General features: G+C 59.2%; 14 protein-coding genes and 1 pseudogene. 8 read left to right on the top strand and 7 right to left on the bottom strand.

Going from position 1 to position 15936, the window contains the following annotated elements; genetic code table 11:
- The first annotated feature begins 428 nt into the window (after positions 1-428).
- The 6 genes from EN991_RS04835 to leuD all read left to right on the top strand — a co-directional run bounded on the left by EN991_RS04835 (position 429) and on the right by leuD (position 7535).
- Positions 429-1643 carry an ABC transporter substrate-binding protein gene (locus tag EN991_RS04835; RefSeq protein ID WP_064994819.1) on the top strand — a complete coding sequence of 405 codons (1215 nt, stop codon included), beginning with the start codon at positions 429-431 and terminating at the stop codon, positions 1641-1643.
- Between the two features lie 79 nt (positions 1644-1722).
- Positions 1723-3639 carry an ABC transporter permease gene (locus EN991_RS04830; protein WP_127368276.1) on the top strand — a complete coding sequence of 639 codons (1917 nt, stop codon included), beginning with the start codon at positions 1723-1725 and terminating at the stop codon, positions 3637-3639.
- Positions 3632-4429, top strand: coding sequence for an ABC transporter ATP-binding protein (locus tag EN991_RS04825; protein WP_157678544.1), 798 nt, complete (start codon positions 3632-3634; stop codon positions 4427-4429). The genes EN991_RS04830 and EN991_RS04825 overlap by 8 nt, the downstream gene beginning before the upstream one ends.
- 2 nt (positions 4430-4431) lie before the next feature.
- Entirely contained in the window at positions 4432-5124 is a 693-nt protein-coding gene (locus EN991_RS04820; RefSeq protein WP_064994822.1) for an ABC transporter ATP-binding protein, read from the top strand.
- 370 nt (positions 5125-5494) lie between these two features.
- Positions 5495-6901, top strand: coding sequence for a 3-isopropylmalate dehydratase large subunit (gene leuC / locus EN991_RS04815; protein WP_127368275.1), 1407 nt, complete (start codon positions 5495-5497; stop codon positions 6899-6901).
- A gap of 7 nt (positions 6902-6908) precedes the next feature.
- Positions 6909-7535 carry a 3-isopropylmalate dehydratase small subunit gene (gene leuD, locus EN991_RS04810; RefSeq protein WP_064994824.1) on the top strand — a complete coding sequence of 209 codons (627 nt, stop codon included), beginning with the start codon at positions 6909-6911 and terminating at the stop codon, positions 7533-7535.
- Between the two features lie 288 nt (positions 7536-7823).
- On the opposite strand, the gene EN991_RS04805 is transcribed toward leuD, so the two are convergent.
- The 4 genes from EN991_RS04805 to EN991_RS04790 form a co-directional block, all read right to left on the bottom strand.
- Entirely contained in the window at positions 7824-8432 is a 609-nt protein-coding gene (locus EN991_RS04805; RefSeq protein ID WP_064994825.1) for a flavin reductase family protein, read from the bottom strand.
- A gap of 160 nt (positions 8433-8592) precedes the next feature.
- A complete protein-coding gene (locus tag EN991_RS04800) occupies positions 8593-9435 on the bottom strand; it encodes a fumarylacetoacetate hydrolase family protein (RefSeq protein WP_127368274.1) in 843 nt (280 codons plus the stop codon).
- Positions 9436-9553: 118 nt separating this feature from the next.
- Positions 9554-10648 (bottom strand): 3-isopropylmalate dehydrogenase, encoded by a 1095-nt coding sequence (gene leuB / locus EN991_RS04795; RefSeq protein WP_064994827.1) that lies wholly within the window; start codon positions 10646-10648, stop codon positions 9554-9556.
- A 191-nt stretch (positions 10649-10839) separates the two neighbouring features.
- Entirely contained in the window at positions 10840-11733 is an 894-nt protein-coding gene (locus EN991_RS04790) for a LysR family transcriptional regulator (protein ID WP_127368273.1), read from the bottom strand.
- Positions 11734-11988: 255 nt separating this feature from the next.
- Here EN991_RS04790 and EN991_RS04785 point away from each other — a divergent pair, with 255 nt between their 5' ends.
- Together EN991_RS04785 and EN991_RS04780 are read left to right on the top strand one after the other, a co-directional pair.
- Complete coding sequence (locus EN991_RS04785) at positions 11989-12741, top strand: SDR family NAD(P)-dependent oxidoreductase (RefSeq protein ID WP_064994829.1); 753 nt, start codon at positions 11989-11991, stop codon at positions 12739-12741.
- 5 nt (positions 12742-12746) lie between these two features.
- Positions 12747-14006 carry an amidohydrolase family protein gene (locus tag EN991_RS04780; RefSeq protein ID WP_245460896.1) on the top strand — a complete coding sequence of 420 codons (1260 nt, stop codon included), beginning with the start codon at positions 12747-12749 and terminating at the stop codon, positions 14004-14006.
- A gap of 379 nt (positions 14007-14385) precedes the next feature.
- On the opposite strand, the pseudogene EN991_RS04770 reads toward EN991_RS04780, so the two are convergent.
- From EN991_RS04770 to otnC, 3 genes and pseudogenes are all read right to left on the bottom strand, one after another.
- Positions 14386-14727: pseudogene (locus EN991_RS04770) on the bottom strand (helix-turn-helix transcriptional regulator); the annotation flags it as partial.
- Complete coding sequence (locus EN991_RS04765; RefSeq protein ID WP_348630134.1) at positions 14697-15098, bottom strand: TIM barrel protein; 402 nt, start codon at positions 15096-15098, stop codon at positions 14697-14699. The gene EN991_RS04765 and the pseudogene EN991_RS04770, both read right to left, overlap by 31 nt.
- Positions 15099-15193: 95 nt before the next feature.
- Entirely contained in the window at positions 15194-15847 is a 654-nt protein-coding gene (gene otnC / locus EN991_RS04760) for a 3-oxo-tetronate 4-phosphate decarboxylase (RefSeq protein ID WP_064994833.1), read from the bottom strand.
- Between the last annotated feature and the right edge of the window lie 89 nt (positions 15848-15936).

Here is a 15936-nt window from a genome sequence, read left to right as displayed (position 1 = left end):
GACACTAAGACCGTCCTCTCACCTGCCGCTCGGGACAGGTTCGGTGCTGGGCCCTTTCGAGGTGAGGAAGAAGATACTGAATTGAGGGCGTTGGTGCTCGGCAGCGCCCATAGGATGAAGCGTGGCGAATATCCAGGAATGTTCCGCCTACTAGTGTCGCTCGGTCACCAGAGGGGCGCCGCGATCAGTGAAACGCGGTAAAACCTTGGCGCACGCGAAAATCATTTGAGGTTGGCCCGCGGATGTTCTGGAGTTTCCATGGCGATGCGATTGGCGCGATGTGGTGCATCTCCAAACGCGATGACGTCCTGCCCATATGAGACTTCTCCCATTGCTTTCGTTGCCGCTAAAAACCGAATGACAATAAGATGCGGTCACTGAAGTGGCTCACGGCTAGGGATGCCTGTTTTCGAGGAGGAGGAGTTGAAATGCGGATTAAATCATTGGCAGCCGCTGGCCTGCTGGCGGCTATCGCTTTTGCCGGTACCGTCCCGGCGTATGCTCAGATGAAAGCCAAACAGTTCAATATCCTGATGTTGACCGATCTTTCTTCGGTTTATTCAGAAACATCAGGTCCCGGTGACGTTGAATTCGCCAAGATGGCCGTTGATGACTTCGGTGGAAAGGTCAACGGGGTACCGATCAATGTCATCGTCGTCGACAACAAGCTGGATCCTGCACTCTCGGTCAATAAGGCGCGCGAGATCATAGACTCTCAGGGCGTGAACCTCATTACCGACGTGTCGAGTTCCGCCGCAGCCATTGCCATAGCCAAGCTCGCTAACGAAAGGCACATTCTGACGACCTTTGTTAGCCCGGGAACCATGGCGCTTACGAATGAAGCTTGCGGCAAATACACTTGGCACTATGGATACGATACCTCAGCCATGTCCGCGCCGGTCAAGAAAATGACCCAGGACGGCACCAAAAAATGGTATTTTATCACAGCCGACTTTGCCTTCGGAAAGTCGTTGCTGGCTTCTTTCTCGAGTGCCGTTAATCAAAACGGTGGTGAGGTCGTTGGGGTGGATATGGTGCCGTTCCCGAACGACGATTTCTCAAGCTATCTTCTCAAAGCGCAGGCGGCTGGCGCCGAGGCAATCGGAATCCTTGAATCCGGACAGGATCTGCGCAACGCGGTTAAGCAGGCCCGTGAATTCGGCTTGATGGATGCCGGAATAAAGATTGTTCCCGGACAGTTGAATCTTTCTGATGTGAAGGCTCTCGGGCCGGACACGTGGGCCGGCGTAAACGCCGCGCTGATCTGGTATTGGGATCTCGACGACGAAACCCGGAAATTCACAAAGCGTTTCCGCGAGAAGCTCAGCTTCTACCCTGGTGACATACACGCGGGCAACTATTCTGCCGTCTATCAAGTACTGAAGGCCGTCCAAGAAATCGGGACGGACGATCCCGACAAGGTAACGGAAGCCCTAGAAGGTCGGCGTTTCAGCGACATGTTCACCAAGGACGCGCTCATGCGCAAGCGCGACCATCTTGTGGTGAAGCGTACCTTTATTGGCCAGGTCAAACCCGCATCGGAGGTCAAGAACGACAGCGACTTTTTCAACATCGTCGGGTCGGTTCCAGGGGATGAGGCGTACTACCCGGAAGCAGAAAGCACCTGCAAGCACGATTGGTAGCGGAAGAAGCATGCCTCCCGCCGCCGGCTGATCGCCGACGGGGAGAGGGGTTCATCCGCAACGCAACCGAGGCCGGCCAATGTCTTACTATGCAATTTTGCTCTTCAACGGACTTGTCACGGGAGGTGTCCTGGCGTTGATGAGTCTCGGCATGAGCATCATCTTCGGCATGATGCGCGTGGTTAATTTCATGCATGGCGCGATGTTCATGCTGGGCGCAATCATCGCGGTGATTCTGGGATCGCATCTCGGTGTTTCGCTTTGGCTGGGCTTTCTCATTTCCGCCGTTCTGGTCGGACTGCTTGGTGTGATTATTGAGCGGCTGCTCATCCGCCGACTTTATGGCTTGGATCTCGCCTACATCCTGATTTTGACCTTCGGCCTCTCGCTGATCATCGAAGACGTTGTTCGAATTTTTTACGGCGTTACGTCGGCGCCATACCTGGTGCCTGACCTTCTCAAGGGTGCCGTCAGCCTCGGCTTCGCCTCATACCCGAAATATCGCCTCTTCGTCGTTGTGGTATCGGTATTTCTATGTCTGGGCACATATTTGGCGCTTGAGCGCACGCGCCTGGGAGCGCTGATCCGGGCGGCATCGGAGCGGCCCGATCTGCTTAAATGCTTCGGCGGCAATGTGCCCCTTCTCGTGTCCGGCACGTTCTTTTTCGCCTCCGCTCTGGCTGGGCTCGCGGGGGCGCTTTCCGCACCGATGCGCAACGTGTCGCCGTTTATGGGAGAGGAAATGATCAATTTCGTCTTCGCCGTGGTCGTCGCCGGCGGCATGGGCTCGATCGCCGGATCGGCAATCATGGGCTTTGCGTCAGGCCTCGTCTCGGCTATCGCGGCCATCTTCTATGCGCCGGCGGCCTCCGCAGTCATATACATTTTGATGCTTGTCGTGCTCCTAATACGCCCGGGCGGGATTTTCCAAGGCATCGATATTTCGCATTTCGCGCTGCATTATACACCGATGACCGAGCGTGCGCGGCGGGTGTTCTTGAGCCGACCCACCGCTCTCATTGCGCTGGCGGCAGCGCTTTTGCTTCCGTGGCTGGTCTATCCAGTCCTTGCGACTGACATTATCCTTTGGGGGCTGTTTGCGGTTGGTTTCGATCTGTTGTTCGCGATCGGCGGACTCCTCTCGTTCGGCCAGGCCGCCTATTGGGGCATGTCGGCCTACGTCACCGGGATCCTGATGGTTAAGTTCGGGGCTCCGATGTTCCTTTCGCTGCTCGCCGGCGTCGCCCTGAGCACCATTGTAAGTCTTCTTTTTGGCTTCATCGCCGCAAGAAAGAAAGGGATCTATTTCTCTATGATCACCTTTGCATTCGCGTCGATCGTCTATTTCGTCGTCAATCAGTTTCCCGACTACACGGGCGGTGAGGACGGGTTGCACGGATTGGTTCGACCAACGCTCCTGGGCTTGGACCTCAAGGACGACCGGATCTTCTATTATGTTTGCCTCGCTGCCGCTGCCTTGGTGATTATCACGACAATTCGACTTCTAAAGTCGCCGTATGGCCTTGCGCTTCTCGGCGCCCGCGAGAACGAGCAGCGCATGATGAGTCTTGGCTACAGCGTCTACGGCTTGCGTGTGAAGGCGTATGTATTTTCGGCAGTGGTGTGCTCGATCGGCGGCGCTCTCTATGCCCTTAACCATCAGTTTGTTACCCTTGAAATGGTCTCATGGCGCGCTTCTGGAGAGCCTATCATGATGACGCTGCTTGGCGGCGCCGGTACCATCTTCGGCCCATTTTTAGGCAGTGGCATCGTTTTGCTCATGCGCAATACGTTGTCGTCAATCACGGACAATGGCAGCCTGTTCCTCGGCCTTCTGTTCGTGGCCGTCGTGCTGTTGTTCCGACGCGGAATACTCGGCGAGATCGTGCATCATTCGGTCGATCGCGCCACGTCGCCCGATATGCCGGCAAAGGGTGAGCTTTACGCTGCAAACCCGAACCAGATTGCAACAACCGGAGAGGTGGCCGATGCCTGATCCTGGCGCTAGTAACTCCGTCTACGGGGCGGGTTCGACAGACGTGCCGCTCCTTGAACTGCAATCGGTCACAATGAGCTTTGGCGGTTTCACGGCCATCAACAACATTAGCTTGAAGTTCGAGAAAAAGCCGGTTTACGGGATCATCGGACCGAACGGCGCCGGCAAGACCACTCTGTTCAATGTCTTGAGCGGTTTTTATCGGCCCAAGCGTGGTCGTCTGCTGTTTAATGGTGAAGACATGACTTCGCTGCGCACCGAACAGTTTGCCCGGCGCGGGATCGTGCGAAGTTTTCAAATCACCAGCATTTTTCCCAATCTGGCGGTCATGGACAATGTTGTCCTGTCGGTGCAACGGCGAGCGGATGGGGGCGCCAAAGTGCTGGCGAAGTCAGGCTGGCACGAAAACCACAGACCTGAAGCCAACGCTTTGCTGGATCAAGTCGGCATTCCGCCATCTTTGCGCGAGCGGCCGGCCAGTGATCTTTCCTATGGCCGCAAACGGGCCTTGGAACTCGCGATCTCCTTGGCGGCGCACCCGGCGATCCTTCTTCTCGACGAACCGACCGCAGGGATGACGAGTGCGGACGTGTCACGCACAACTGACCTAATCGCCCAATTGTCCCGCGAGCGCACGATCATCGTTGTGGAGCACAATCTTGGAGTCATCGCCGATGTCGCCGACGAAATCATCGTCATGCAGCAGGGTGCTCTGCTCGCTCGCGGGCGCTATGACGACGTACGAACGGACCCTCGCGTAATCGAAGCCTATCTGGGAAAACGCCATTGAGTATGTTGGAGATAAGAAATCTCGATGCCTATTATGGTGAAAGCCATATATTGCAGAGTGTTGGCCTGTCAGTCGACGCAGGCGAGGTCGTGACGCTGGTGGGGCGCAACGGCGCCGGCAAGACCACGCTGCTTAAATCCATCATTGGTGACATACCGCGCCGGACGGGCAGCATCCGTTTTGGCAGCTCGGAAATCATCGACCTTTCGCCCGAGCGCATTTGCAGGATGGGAGTGGGCTTTGCCCCTGAGGACCGCGGCATATTTTCGACATTGAACGTCCATGAAAATCTGACCATCGGTCGGCCGAACAAAACCACAGGATGGCCACTTGAACGGATCTACCAGCATTTCCCCATTCTCAAGGCGCGGCGCCTGCAAAAAGCAGCGTCTCTGTCTGGCGGAGAGAAGCAGATGCTGGCGATCGCGCGTCCGCTCTATATGGGAGCGTCGTTCCTCCTGCTTGATGAGCCAACCGAGGGCTTGGCTCCTGTAGTTGTCGATGCAATCGGTGCGATCATTAATGATATCAAGTCGACCGGTCTGACAATTCTATTGGTCGAACAGAATCTTCAGTTTGCGGCTGAGGTTACGGACAGATACTACATGATCGAGAACGGGAAGATCGTAAAGGAATTGACGAATCTCCAGATGGCTGCGGAGGAAGAAAGTCTACTCGACTATCTTGGTGTCTGACAATTCTCCGTACTTCTCGTTGCGTGTAGGAAGGCGTGCCGGGATCGGAGCCTTCATGACCGACCGTTTTTGGCGTCGGCTTGGGAATGCCGACCAACACCTGACAGGGCTGGGAGGCAGAACTGTCCAGCCGCTCCGCTGATTTTGAAGATGCGGCGGGCAAACTGGACCAGGGCGTGATCCGCATCGTCGTTCGCGACGGAGCCATGTCGAAATGAGCCTTCAAGGCGTGTGGGCTAACTCCTAGATTGCAGGCGGCCTGATACCTCTGAGGATTTCGCCGATGACGAGCGCCTGGTGTCCAGTCGCATGCGCCGTTCAGCGAGTGTCCTCGGCAGATGCAATCAGGCGGCGCCGCGAAGAGGTCACCATGGCGAAGACGCTGTATGAAAAAATCTGGGATGCCCATGTCGTCAAGCCGCTGGGCGACAACAGGGCCATTCTCTTTGTCGACCGACATCTGGTTCATGAAGGTGTCGCGACTTACGCATTTTCGGGGCTAAGTGCGCGCGGGCGCAAGGTGCACCGTCCCGATCTGACGATCGGCGTGGCCGACCACGTCGTTCCCACGACGCCCCGCGTCAACGGGATCGCCTATGAGGACGAGGACGCACGCAAGATGGTCCAGGACATTGAGGCCTACTGCGGGCAGGCCGGTATCGACGTCTATTCGGTCGGCAACCGCCGGCAGGGTATCGTCCACGTGATCGGGCCTGAACTCGGCTTTGTGCTGCCCGGCGCTCTGGTGGTGTGCGGCGACAGCCACACCTCCACCCTTGGCGCATTCGGGGCACTCGCCTTTGGCATCGGTATCTCCGAGGTCGAGCACGTGCTGGCGACGCAGACCATCGTGCAGCGCAAGTCCAAGTCGATGCGTGTCAACGTGAAGGGCGAACTGCCCTCCGGCGCAACGGCGAAAGACCTAATCCTTTCGATTCTGCATAGGATTGGCGTGGCAGGTGGTACCGGCCACGTCATCGAATACCAGGGAGAGGCGGTTCGGGCGCTGACCATGGAACAGCGCATGACGCTGTGCAACATGTCGATCGAGGGCGGCGCGCGCGCCGGCATGGTGGCGCCCGACGAGAAGACCATCGCCTATCTGGAAGGACGCAAATACTCGCCGAAGGACGAAATGTGGGGCCGGGCAGTGGATTCGTGGCGCTCGCTGAAGTCAGATCCGGATGCGTTCTTCGACGCGGATGTCGAAATCGCCGGATCCGACGTAGTGCCCTTCGTCACCTGGGGCACCAATCCCGGCCAATCGCTGCCGATCGTAGGCAGGGTGCCAAACCCTTCGTCCTGCGACAACGAGAGCGAGCGCACCAGTATCCAAGGCGCACTCGACTACATGGGCCTGCAGCCCGGACAGGCGCTGACCGACATCCACGTTGATCACGTCTTCATCGGCTCGTGCACCAATGGCCGCATCGAGGATTTGCGGGCCGCGGCCGTAGTGGTGCGGGGGCGCAAGGTCGCCGACGGTACGACTGCCTGGATTGTGCCTGGTTCGGGGCCGGTCAAGGACCAGGCTGAGCAGGAGGGACTCGACCAGATCTTCATCGAGGCCGGATTCGACTGGCGTGAGCCTGGCTGCTCGATGTGCCTGGCGATGAATGGCGAGCGGCTGAAACCTGGCGAACGATGCGCATCGACATCGAACCGGAATTTCGAAGGGCGACAGGGGCGCGGTGCGCGTACGCATCTGATGAGCCCCGCCATGGCCGCGGCAGCGGCGATCACCGGCCATTTGACAGACGTGCGCGAACTGATCTGAGGCGAATATGGAACCGATCTCCGGACACAGCGGCATCGCCGCGCCCTTTCCGATGTCCGACATCAACACAGACCTGATCTATCCCCAGCAGTTCCTGCGCAAGCCGGATCGCAACGCGATGGCACCGTTCCTGTTTCATAGCCTGCGCTACAGACCAGACGGCACACCAGATCCGGACTTTATCCTCAACAAGCAGCCCTATGACGAGGCGACGATCATCATCGCGGGGCGTAATTTCGGCTCCGGTTCGTCGCGCGAGCACGCGCCCTGGGCACTGAAATCATTTGGCATACGCTGCCTGATCTCCTCCATGTTCGCCGATATTTTCAAGGCGAACTGCATCAACAACGGCATCATTCCTGCGACCGTCAGTGAGGACGTGCTAGCAGAGTGCCTGCGCGCGGCGGCGAATCCGCAGGAAGCGCGCTTCACGGTGGACCTGGAAAGGCGCGAGCTCAGCCACCTGCGGCTTGGCACAGTGCCGTTCTTGATTGTCGATTCAGACCGGGAGCGACTGCTGAAGGGCAATGATTTCATCGACGACACTCTGGCGGAACTGCCGGCGATCAAAGATCATGAGAAAGCGTCGGCGCAAGCGACGCCATGGCTCAGTATCGGGGCTGTCACCGACTGACACGAAAGGGCCAAATGGCGTTATTGTCGGCTGCGCTTTGAGACCACGCAGTCGCGGATGCACCGTTCTCTACGCCGCTAGCAACGATCGTGTTCGCTGCTGTTTGAGCCACAACCGCTACAGAAAGCAACGCTATCGGGACACAGCTAGGGTCATCCATGGCTCGAACGACTTGCCTCGGTTATACGCCAAAACTCCATAGGGTCGCTCTCGCTCCGCGGCCTGACACCCGCTCGACGAGCACCGAACACCGTGAAGGAAGCGCCGCTTCTATTCCCGCAATCAGGCTTATGGCTGAAGGCGTGCCATCTCAAAAATGTCGTCGCAGACAATGTAGTTGTTACCCTGCATCCGCCCGACGACGCGCATCTTCGCCGTATCGACATGGAAGCGTTCCGGATTGATGAGCAGGTCGTTGCGGATATGCATGACTTGCACATGGCCGAGGATAAGCGAACGGTTTGACCCCAGCTCGACGATTTGCATCAGCTTGCACTCGAAGGACACCGGACTTTCTGCGATGCGCGGCGCGCCGATCGAAAGCGAGGCCTGCGAGCTCAGGCCGGAGACGGTGAACTCGTCGACGGCCGGGCCGTATTCAGTGGCCGTGACGTTCATCGCCTTCAGCTGATCCTCGTCGACTAGGTTGACGACGAACTCGCCGGTGGCGCGGATGTTACGGCCTGTGTCCTTCCGGTCGCCCGGACTGCGGTCGTTGATCGAGAATCCGACAACCGGCGGATCCTCGCCGAAAACATTGAAGAAGGAGAACGGCGCGGCGTTGCGTTGACCGGCTTCGCTGATGGTGGAAACCCAGGCTATTGGGCGGGGCGTGATGGTGGAGGACAGGAGCTTGTATCGCTCAATGGGCTTGAGGTCGGAAAAATTGAAGTGCATGCCTGCTCCGGCGGGTCTAGAAATGTCAGATGCCAACATTGATGGGCGATAGGAAGGCCCCTAATCGGGATGGCGACCGGAAATCGTCGAGCTTCGAGGATTTAAATCGCTGCCACCCACGTCAAAGGCGTCGGGTCGACGGTCATGGAGCATCCGATCGCTACGCCTGAATGCATTGCTGGCGTTGTTCGCCAAGACCCTCGATGCCCAAGGTAATGACATCGCCAGCCTTGAGAAAAATATTCGGCTTCTGACCGAGGCCGACGCCGGGCGGAGTGCCAGTGGAAATGATATCGCCGGGGCGCAGGCTCATGAACTGCGACAGATAGGATACCAAGTGCCTCACGCCGTAGACCATGGTCGCTGTCGAGCCGTTCTGGAAGGCTTTGCCATTGACCTCAAGATGCATCTTCAGCGGCTGTGGATCGCACACCTCGTCCGCGGTGACCAGCCAGGGCCCGAGCGGGCCGAAGGTGTCGGCCGACTTGCCCTTGGTCCACTGACCTTGTCGTTCGGCCTGGAAGGAGCGCTCGGATAAGTCGTTGACGACACAATAGCCAGCGACATGGTCCATCGCCTCGTCCTCCGAGACATATTTCGCGGTCTTGCCGATAACGACGCCGAGTTCGACCTCCCAGTCGGTCTTTTCGGAACCGCGTGGGATCTCGACCCGGTCGTATGGGCCGGTGATCGCCGAAGTTGCCTTCATGAAGATAATCGGCTCCGACGGCACCGTGGCGCCGGTTTCCTCGGCATGGTCAGAATAATTCAGCCCGATGCAGATGAATTTTCCGGTCCCGGCGACGCAAGGGCCGATGCGTGGATTACCGTCGACGACCGGGAGACTGGCGATATCGATCGCACGGAGCGCGTCGAGACCAATGGGACACAGCGTCCCGCCGGCAATATCGCAGACATGGCCAGACAGGTTACGAATGAGGCCCTCGCGGTCGAGAATGCCAGGCTTTTCCTCACCCGGCTCGCCATAGCGCAGCAATTTCATCGCGTGTCGTACTCCTTTTGCGCCCACTGGGATTTCAGTCGAGCGTCAGACCTGGATTGAAGACGCCCAGGCGGGAGAGGGACTCTCCTTTCTAGGAACTTGCGACGCATCGGACCGATCAGCAGACGGCCTGCCTGCTGGTTCCGGCGACGAGAACCGCTACAACGGCGTCACCCATCTCGCTGGTGGAGACCCTGCGACAGCCGGGCCGCATAATGTCGGCGGTTCGGTAGCCGGCGGCAAGCACCGAACGGACCGCAGCCTCGACCCGCGCGGCCTCATCTTCCAGCGAGAAAGAATAGCGCAGCATCAGCGCTACCGACAAAATCGCTGCCAGCGGATTGGCAATATTGCGGCCCGCAATGTCGGGTGCGGTGCCGTGGACAGGTTCGTAGAGCCCCTTGTTTCCGACACCCAACGAGGCCGACGGCAGCATGCCGATTGAACCGGCAAGCATCGCCGCGGCATCGGAGAGGATGTCACCGAAGACATTTCCGGTGACGATGACGTCAAACTGCCTGGGATTGCGGATCAGCGCCATGGAGGCTGCATCGACATAGAGATGGGTCAGTTCCACATCCGTATAGTCCTTGCCGACGCGGGTCACCACCTCGCGCCACAACATCATTGTCTCCAGCACGTTCGACTTGTCGACAGAGCACAGCTTCCTGCCGCGTTTTTGTGCCGCCTTGAAGCCTACATGGGCGATACGGTCTATCTCGCTCTCGGTGTAGCGCATTGTGTTGATGCCTTCGCGCTCCCCGGCCGCGTTGACAGAGATGCCGCGGGGCTCGCCGAAATACAGGTCACCATTCAACTCCCGCAGGATCAGCATATCGACGCCTTCGACCACCTCCGGCTTCAGCGTCGAGGCGTCGAGCAATTCGGGATAGAGCAGGACCGGACGAAAATTGGCATAGAGCGACAGCGCCCGGCGAAGCCGCAACAACCCGTTTCCAGCGCCTTCGGATGGTGGGCGGTGCTCGTCGGCGGGCACACCGGTACCGCCAAGCAGGATAGCGTCAACCGCACGGCAGAGTTCAAGCGTTTTCGCCGGCAACGCATCGCCGACGGTCTGAATGCCTTCGTCGCCGATGATGGCTTCGGTCATCTCGAAGGCGAGTCCAGCGCCGGCAAGTGAGCGCAACACTTTGACCGCCTCAGCGGTCACCTCCTTGCCGATGCCGTCGCCGGGAAGTACCGCGATTTTCACGTCCTATTCCTCCAGATGGATTTCACAGGAGCGCAAACCACCACGGCGCGCGCCCTTTCGGGTGTCTTATAGGAGTGTCGCGTGCATCCTCGAAGTCGTCCTTCGGAAACAGCCCATCGCCATAGGCGAACGCGCCCCGGCGGTCGCGGGCGGACCGCGCCGACGAGGACGGCCGGCGAAATCAAGCGGCCTTATCGGGTTTCGCTGTTGGTGAGATGGTTGAGCAGCAGCCGCACGGGCGGCGGCATGGTCTGGCTTGCCTGCACGCAAAGGTTCCACTGGCGCTCGGCCCAGGGTTCGTCAAGGACGATGGCGACGGTGTTGCCGCTGGTCACATAGCGCTCGGCGCATTTCTCCGGGACCAGGCCGATCCCCAGTCCGGCTTCAACCATGCTGAATACGGTCTCGAAACCGTTCACGCGGACTGGCATCCGCAACGAGCGGGCGAGGTCGGAAGCAGCGCGTAGCACAAGCGAGTCGAGGAAGGATCCCTTCATCGGCCCGATTAGATCGAAATCGGTGAACTCAGCAAACTTGACGATCGTGCGGTCCGCCAGCGGGTGGTCCTTGTGAACGAGTGCGACAATGCGGTCGACACGGTACGGGATGATCTTCAAGCCTTGGCGCGGCACAACGCCGCCGAAGACGCCGATATCGGCGGCGTTCTCCGCCACCGCCTCGAGCGCCTCCTGGCTTGTTCCTTCCTGCAGGTCAATGCGCACGGCGTCGTGTAGGGCGAGGAACTCGCGCAGGTCACGCGGCAGGTGTTGGATGATGGTGGAAACACTGGCATAGACGCGGACGTGGCCACGCACGCCGCTGGCATGATTGGACAGCTCGGATTCCATCTGGCGCAGGTCGCGCATGACCACGCGGGCGTGGTACAGCAGGGAATTGGCGGCTGCGGTGAGTTCCAACCCCTTGGAACCACGCAAGAACAGCGGTGTCTTGAGCCGGGCCTCGAGATCGGAAATGCGCTTGCTGATTGCAGATGCAGCTATGTGCTCGCGGTCAGCGGCCTTGGCAATGCTTTGCTCCTCACAGACTGCGACGAACAATTCCAATGACAACAGGTCAAAACGCATTCGTCGCAAAGCTCCATGCTGGATTGGCCGACCACTGTCCACGATCCTGGTGCCAAGGAAGGGATCGACAATCGCGAATGTTCAGCTGCGCCGGGGCTCATCGCGGATCACGACGCACCCGTTCCCAATCAAGTCTTCGCGCTGCCCATCATGTCTCCAATAAGGTCGTATTCCGGTTTGGCAGAAAACACAAAATGAAATTGCTCACGTCCGGCGTAGCCGGGGCGCCAGCGGAAAGTCAGGAACCGTCTATACATGAATGAATATGATCTCGCAGGCCGAACCGCAGTCATCACGGGAGGCGCTCAAGGAATCGGGTTTGCCGTCGTCAAGCGTATGCTCGAATCAGGTGCGAGTGTCTCCATCTGGGACCGCGACGAGATGGTGCTCGGTGTCTGCGCCGAGAAGGTCGGAGCCTCAGACCGCGTCCAGTGCCTGACAGCCGATATCGGCGTGCTCGCCTCAGTTGAGGCTGCGACAAAGGCAACTGTCGAGCGCTACGGCAAGGTCGACATCCTAGTTAATAACGCCGCCTTGGTTGGCCCTAATATGCCAACTTGGGAGTATCCGCCGGAAGCCTTCGCCGAGGTGGTTCAGGTCGGACTCAATGGCACCTTCCACTGCTGCCGAACGATCGTGCCCCACATGATGGAGAAGGGTTACGGACGCATCGTCAACATCAGCTCTGTCGCCGGCAAGGAAGGCAATCCCAATGCGGTCGCCTATTCGTCAATGAAAGCCGGCGTGATCGCGCTAACCAAGTCGCTTGGTAAGGAGTTGGCCGATCGCAACGTCGCCGTCAACTGCGTGACGCCGGCCGTCGCCAAGACACCGGGCGCGATGGCCCAGGCGCCCGAACATATAGCCTATATCCTTGGCAAGATCCCACGCGGGCGCATGCTCGAACTGGAGGAGGCAGCGTCCATGATCTGCTGGCTGGCCACGCAGGAGAATTCCTTCACCACCGGAGCGGTCTTCGACCTGTCGGGCGGACGTGCGACCTACTAACAGGAATGATTGAAGAGGAGATTCCCATGCCTTCATATGTCTTCGAGAACGCGCGCGTGCTTGATGGTTCCTCGGACGACGGGGAGTATGACCGTCATGTACGGGTGTCGGAAGGCATGATTGACGAAGTTTCCGACAAGCCGATTAAGGACGTCAACGCGATCATGATCGACCTGAAGGGCAAGACGCTGATGCCCGGCTTGATCGATTGCCACGTCCACGTTTATTCGGCCGCTGAAGATCCGTCCGCCAGCTCACGTATGCCCAACGAACTGGTGGCGCTGCACGCGGCCAAGATCGTCAAGGGCATGCTGTTGCGCGGCTTCACGACAGTCCGCGACGTCGGTGGGGCGACGCTGGGCTTCAAATACGCGCTTGAAAGCGGTCTGATCGACGGACCCAGGTTGACCATGTGCGGCAAGGCTTTTGTCCAGTCCGGCGGCCATACCGATCCGCGCGAGCGCGGCGACCTGATCTCGGCTGAAACCTTCAACAATCAACTCGGCAACGTGTCGAAGATCGTCGACGGCGTTGATGAGTGTCGCCGCGCGGCGCGCGAGGAGATACGCAAAGGCGCTCAGTTCATCAAGGTGATGGCCGGCGGCGGCGCGGCGCAGCTGCGGATGCCACGCTCATGGAATGCCTATTCGATGGATGAGCTTCGCGCCTTCCAGGAAGAAGCGGAGAACGCCAAGACCTACGTTTGCGTGCACGCACATTCGGACGAGTCAATCGCGCGGGCGCTGGCCTGCGGGATCAAGTCGATCGAGCACTGTACGCTGATCACTCCCGCAACGGCGGCGATCATGGCCGAGAAGGGCGCTTATTCAACGCCGACAATCAGCGCATACGAGGGACAAATCATCGAGGCTGAAAGGCTCGGACTCGACGCTGCCGCCGTTGAGCGCCTGCAGTGGGTGCGTGATCGTGGCCCGGTATCGCTGGAGATCATGCACAACGCCGGTGTAAAGATTTGCCATGGTTCGGATCATCTAGGCTTTCTACATCCACACCAGAACCTGGAATTCAATATCCGCGCCGAGGCGCTGCCGCCCATCGAGGTCATCCGATCGACCACCATCAACGCGGCCGAACTGTGCTTGATGGCTGGCAAGATCGGCACCATCGCCGCAGGGGCCTATGCTGACATGATTGTGATAGACGGCGATCCACTGAAGGACATCTCGCTGCTCGGCGACGAAGGCAAATCCTTCCAGGCGATCATGAAGGGTGGGGTTTTCTATAAGAACGAACTTTCCCACTAATGGTGGACGGATTCGGCAAGATGGAGGCTGTGGCGAGGGCGACGGGCGCGAAAATTCCGCTCCGTCTTTTCGTATAGTCGGGCGACGCGGACATGCGGCCCGCGCGCGATCTGAAGAGACAGCACACTGTACGTTGGCAATCCGGCGCGCGCCGGCAACTGTTGCAGGCGCCGCTGGACGCAGCCGGTGTGGCCTTTCGGTCGGTTATGGCAGCGCCTCCCAATTCAGCCGTGAATACAAGCGGCTATTCGGTGCCTCACCGGTGCAAGATGCCAATTGCGGGGCCTGGTCGGTCAGGAATCGGTGGTCCGTCATGGAAAAATGAACGAACGAGAAGTCGGCTAGGGGAATTCCAAGGAGTGGTCTTCACAGCTCTAGCCTACCGTGAGACCCTTTGGCGTGCGAACTGTATTGGCGGTATGCCGACAAACCGGGTGAATGCAACACTGGAAGGAACTGGCGGAGCCATAGCCGACGGTTTCCGCAACCTCCTTCACGCCGCCATCCCCGCGCCGCAGCATGTCCCTGGCGAGGGCCATCCGCCACATAGCAGGTACTCCATCGGCTGGACGCCGACCTCCCTGCGGAACCTGTCGAAGAACACCGAGCGCGACATGGAGGCCTCCTTCGCCAGTCGCTCCACCGTCCATTCATGGCGCGGGTCGCCGTGAATGCAGGGTATTGCGCTCCCTAGCTGGGCGTCAGCCAATCCACGGAGAAGGCGGTGGGGAGGTCGGAAAGAAAATAGCCTGGCGCATCGCGCGGGTTCAACGGCTCGATCAGCACCCCGATGTTGTGCTGCGCGGCGCTCTTCGATGCGTACCGCAAGTTGCCTTCGAAGGTCGCGAAGGCCTCGTCACCGGTTGCCTTGCCTGCCATCACATGGATGTTGCGACAGCGCGTGGCTGCTGCCCATTGAACCGCCTGGTCAATCGCCGCGCGAGCTTCCGTTTCCCGACCCGGCAGCGCAGCGAGGCCATTGTCACCCGCTCCAACGTCGCCTCTGGCCGTGTTGATGCCAAGAAGCGGAAGGCCAGTTTCGATGAGCGTCTGCGCGATCACCGATGCATCGGTGTCGTATGGCCAATGCATCTCAACGGCGGCAAAACCGAGCCGTTTTGCCGCACGGATCGCGTCTGGAAGCGCGAGGTCACGAAAAAGAAATCCCAGATTGGCCGAAAGCTGCATCAGTCGTCCCACTCCACGTCAAAATATTCCACCAACTCACGAATTTGCGGCGCTGCGAGGATTTTAGGCCGCAAGCCGCGGGTGAGAAGCGTGAGTTTGGCCGTTTCCTCAAGCTCTTCCATCGCGTAGGCGGCGGCTTCGAGATCCTTGCCGGCCACCACGGGGCCGTGGTGGGCCAGCAACACTGCCGACCGTTTTCCAGCGAGTCCGCGCACGGCGTCTCCCATCGACGGATCGCCAGGCCGGATGTAGGGCAGCAGTTTCACCTTGCCCAGCCGCATGACCGAATAGGCCGTCAATGGCTTGAAGACGCTGTCCGGATCGATGCCGGGCAGAAGCGAAACCGCGACCGAATGGGTTGAATGAAGATGGACGACCGCTCCAGCGCGCGCACCGCGCGTCTCGTAGAACGCCGAATGCAGCGGCATTTCCTTCGTCGGCTTGTCGCCGTCCACGAACCGCCCCTCCGCGTCAAACAACGACAGGCGGGCGGGATCGAGCGTGCCAAAGGACGATCCCGTCGGCGAGACGAGAAGCCGACCGTCGCCGAGGCGAGCGGAGATGTTCCCCGAGCTTCCGGCAGTAAGGCCGCGCGTGAACATGGACGCGGCAACGCTGCAAATTTGCTCCCTGAGCCTTGTTTCATCGTTCATCGGACAACGTCTCCAGCAAGGACGCCGGCTGCCTTTTTGAAGAAGTCAGCCGCGCCGAAATTGCCCGACTTCAGTGCGAGCACCATTTC

The organism is Mesorhizobium sp. M7A.F.Ca.US.005.03.2.1 (genome assembly GCF_003997795.1).
Classification (GTDB): Bacteria; Pseudomonadota; Alphaproteobacteria; order Rhizobiales; family Rhizobiaceae; genus Mesorhizobium; species Mesorhizobium ciceri.
The sequence above is the reverse complement of the archived record's forward strand: the minus strand, read 5'-3'. Positions and strand labels throughout refer to the sequence as shown.

What these genes read in the sequence shown, in the direction of transcription:
- EN991_RS04785 (WP_064994829.1), top strand. Translation starts at nt 11,989, where the DNA reads ATGAATGAATATGATCTCGCAGGCCGAACCGCAGTCATCACGGGAGGC.
- leuD (WP_064994824.1), top strand. Translation starts at nt 6,909, where the DNA reads ATGGAACCGATCTCCGGACACAGCGGCATCGCCGCGCCCTTTCCGATG.
- leuC (WP_127368275.1), top strand. Translation starts at nt 5,495, where the DNA reads ATGGCGAAGACGCTGTATGAAAAAATCTGGGATGCCCATGTCGTCAAG.
- EN991_RS04765 (WP_348630134.1), bottom strand. Translation starts at nt 15,098, where the DNA reads ATGCATTGGCCATACGACACCGATGCATCGGTGATCGCGCAGACGCTC.
- EN991_RS04780 (WP_245460896.1), top strand. Translation starts at nt 12,747, where the DNA reads ATGATTGAAGAGGAGATTCCCATGCCTTCATATGTCTTCGAGAACGCG.
- EN991_RS04830 (WP_127368276.1), top strand. Translation starts at nt 1,723, where the DNA reads ATGTCTTACTATGCAATTTTGCTCTTCAACGGACTTGTCACGGGAGGT.
- EN991_RS04835 (WP_064994819.1), top strand. Translation starts at nt 429, where the DNA reads ATGCGGATTAAATCATTGGCAGCCGCTGGCCTGCTGGCGGCTATCGCT.
- EN991_RS04805 (WP_064994825.1), bottom strand. Translation starts at nt 8,432, where the DNA reads ATGCACTTCAATTTTTCCGACCTCAAGCCCATTGAGCGATACAAGCTC.
- EN991_RS04825 (WP_157678544.1), top strand. Translation starts at nt 3,632, where the DNA reads ATGCCTGATCCTGGCGCTAGTAACTCCGTCTACGGGGCGGGTTCGACA.
- EN991_RS04800 (WP_127368274.1), bottom strand. Translation starts at nt 9,435, where the DNA reads ATGAAATTGCTGCGCTATGGCGAGCCGGGTGAGGAAAAGCCTGGCATT.
- EN991_RS04790 (WP_127368273.1), bottom strand. Translation starts at nt 11,733, where the DNA reads ATGCGTTTTGACCTGTTGTCATTGGAATTGTTCGTCGCAGTCTGTGAG.
- EN991_RS04820 (WP_064994822.1), top strand. Translation starts at nt 4,432, where the DNA reads ATGTTGGAGATAAGAAATCTCGATGCCTATTATGGTGAAAGCCATATA.
- otnC (WP_064994833.1), bottom strand. Translation starts at nt 15,847, where the DNA reads ATGAACGATGAAACAAGGCTCAGGGAGCAAATTTGCAGCGTTGCCGCG.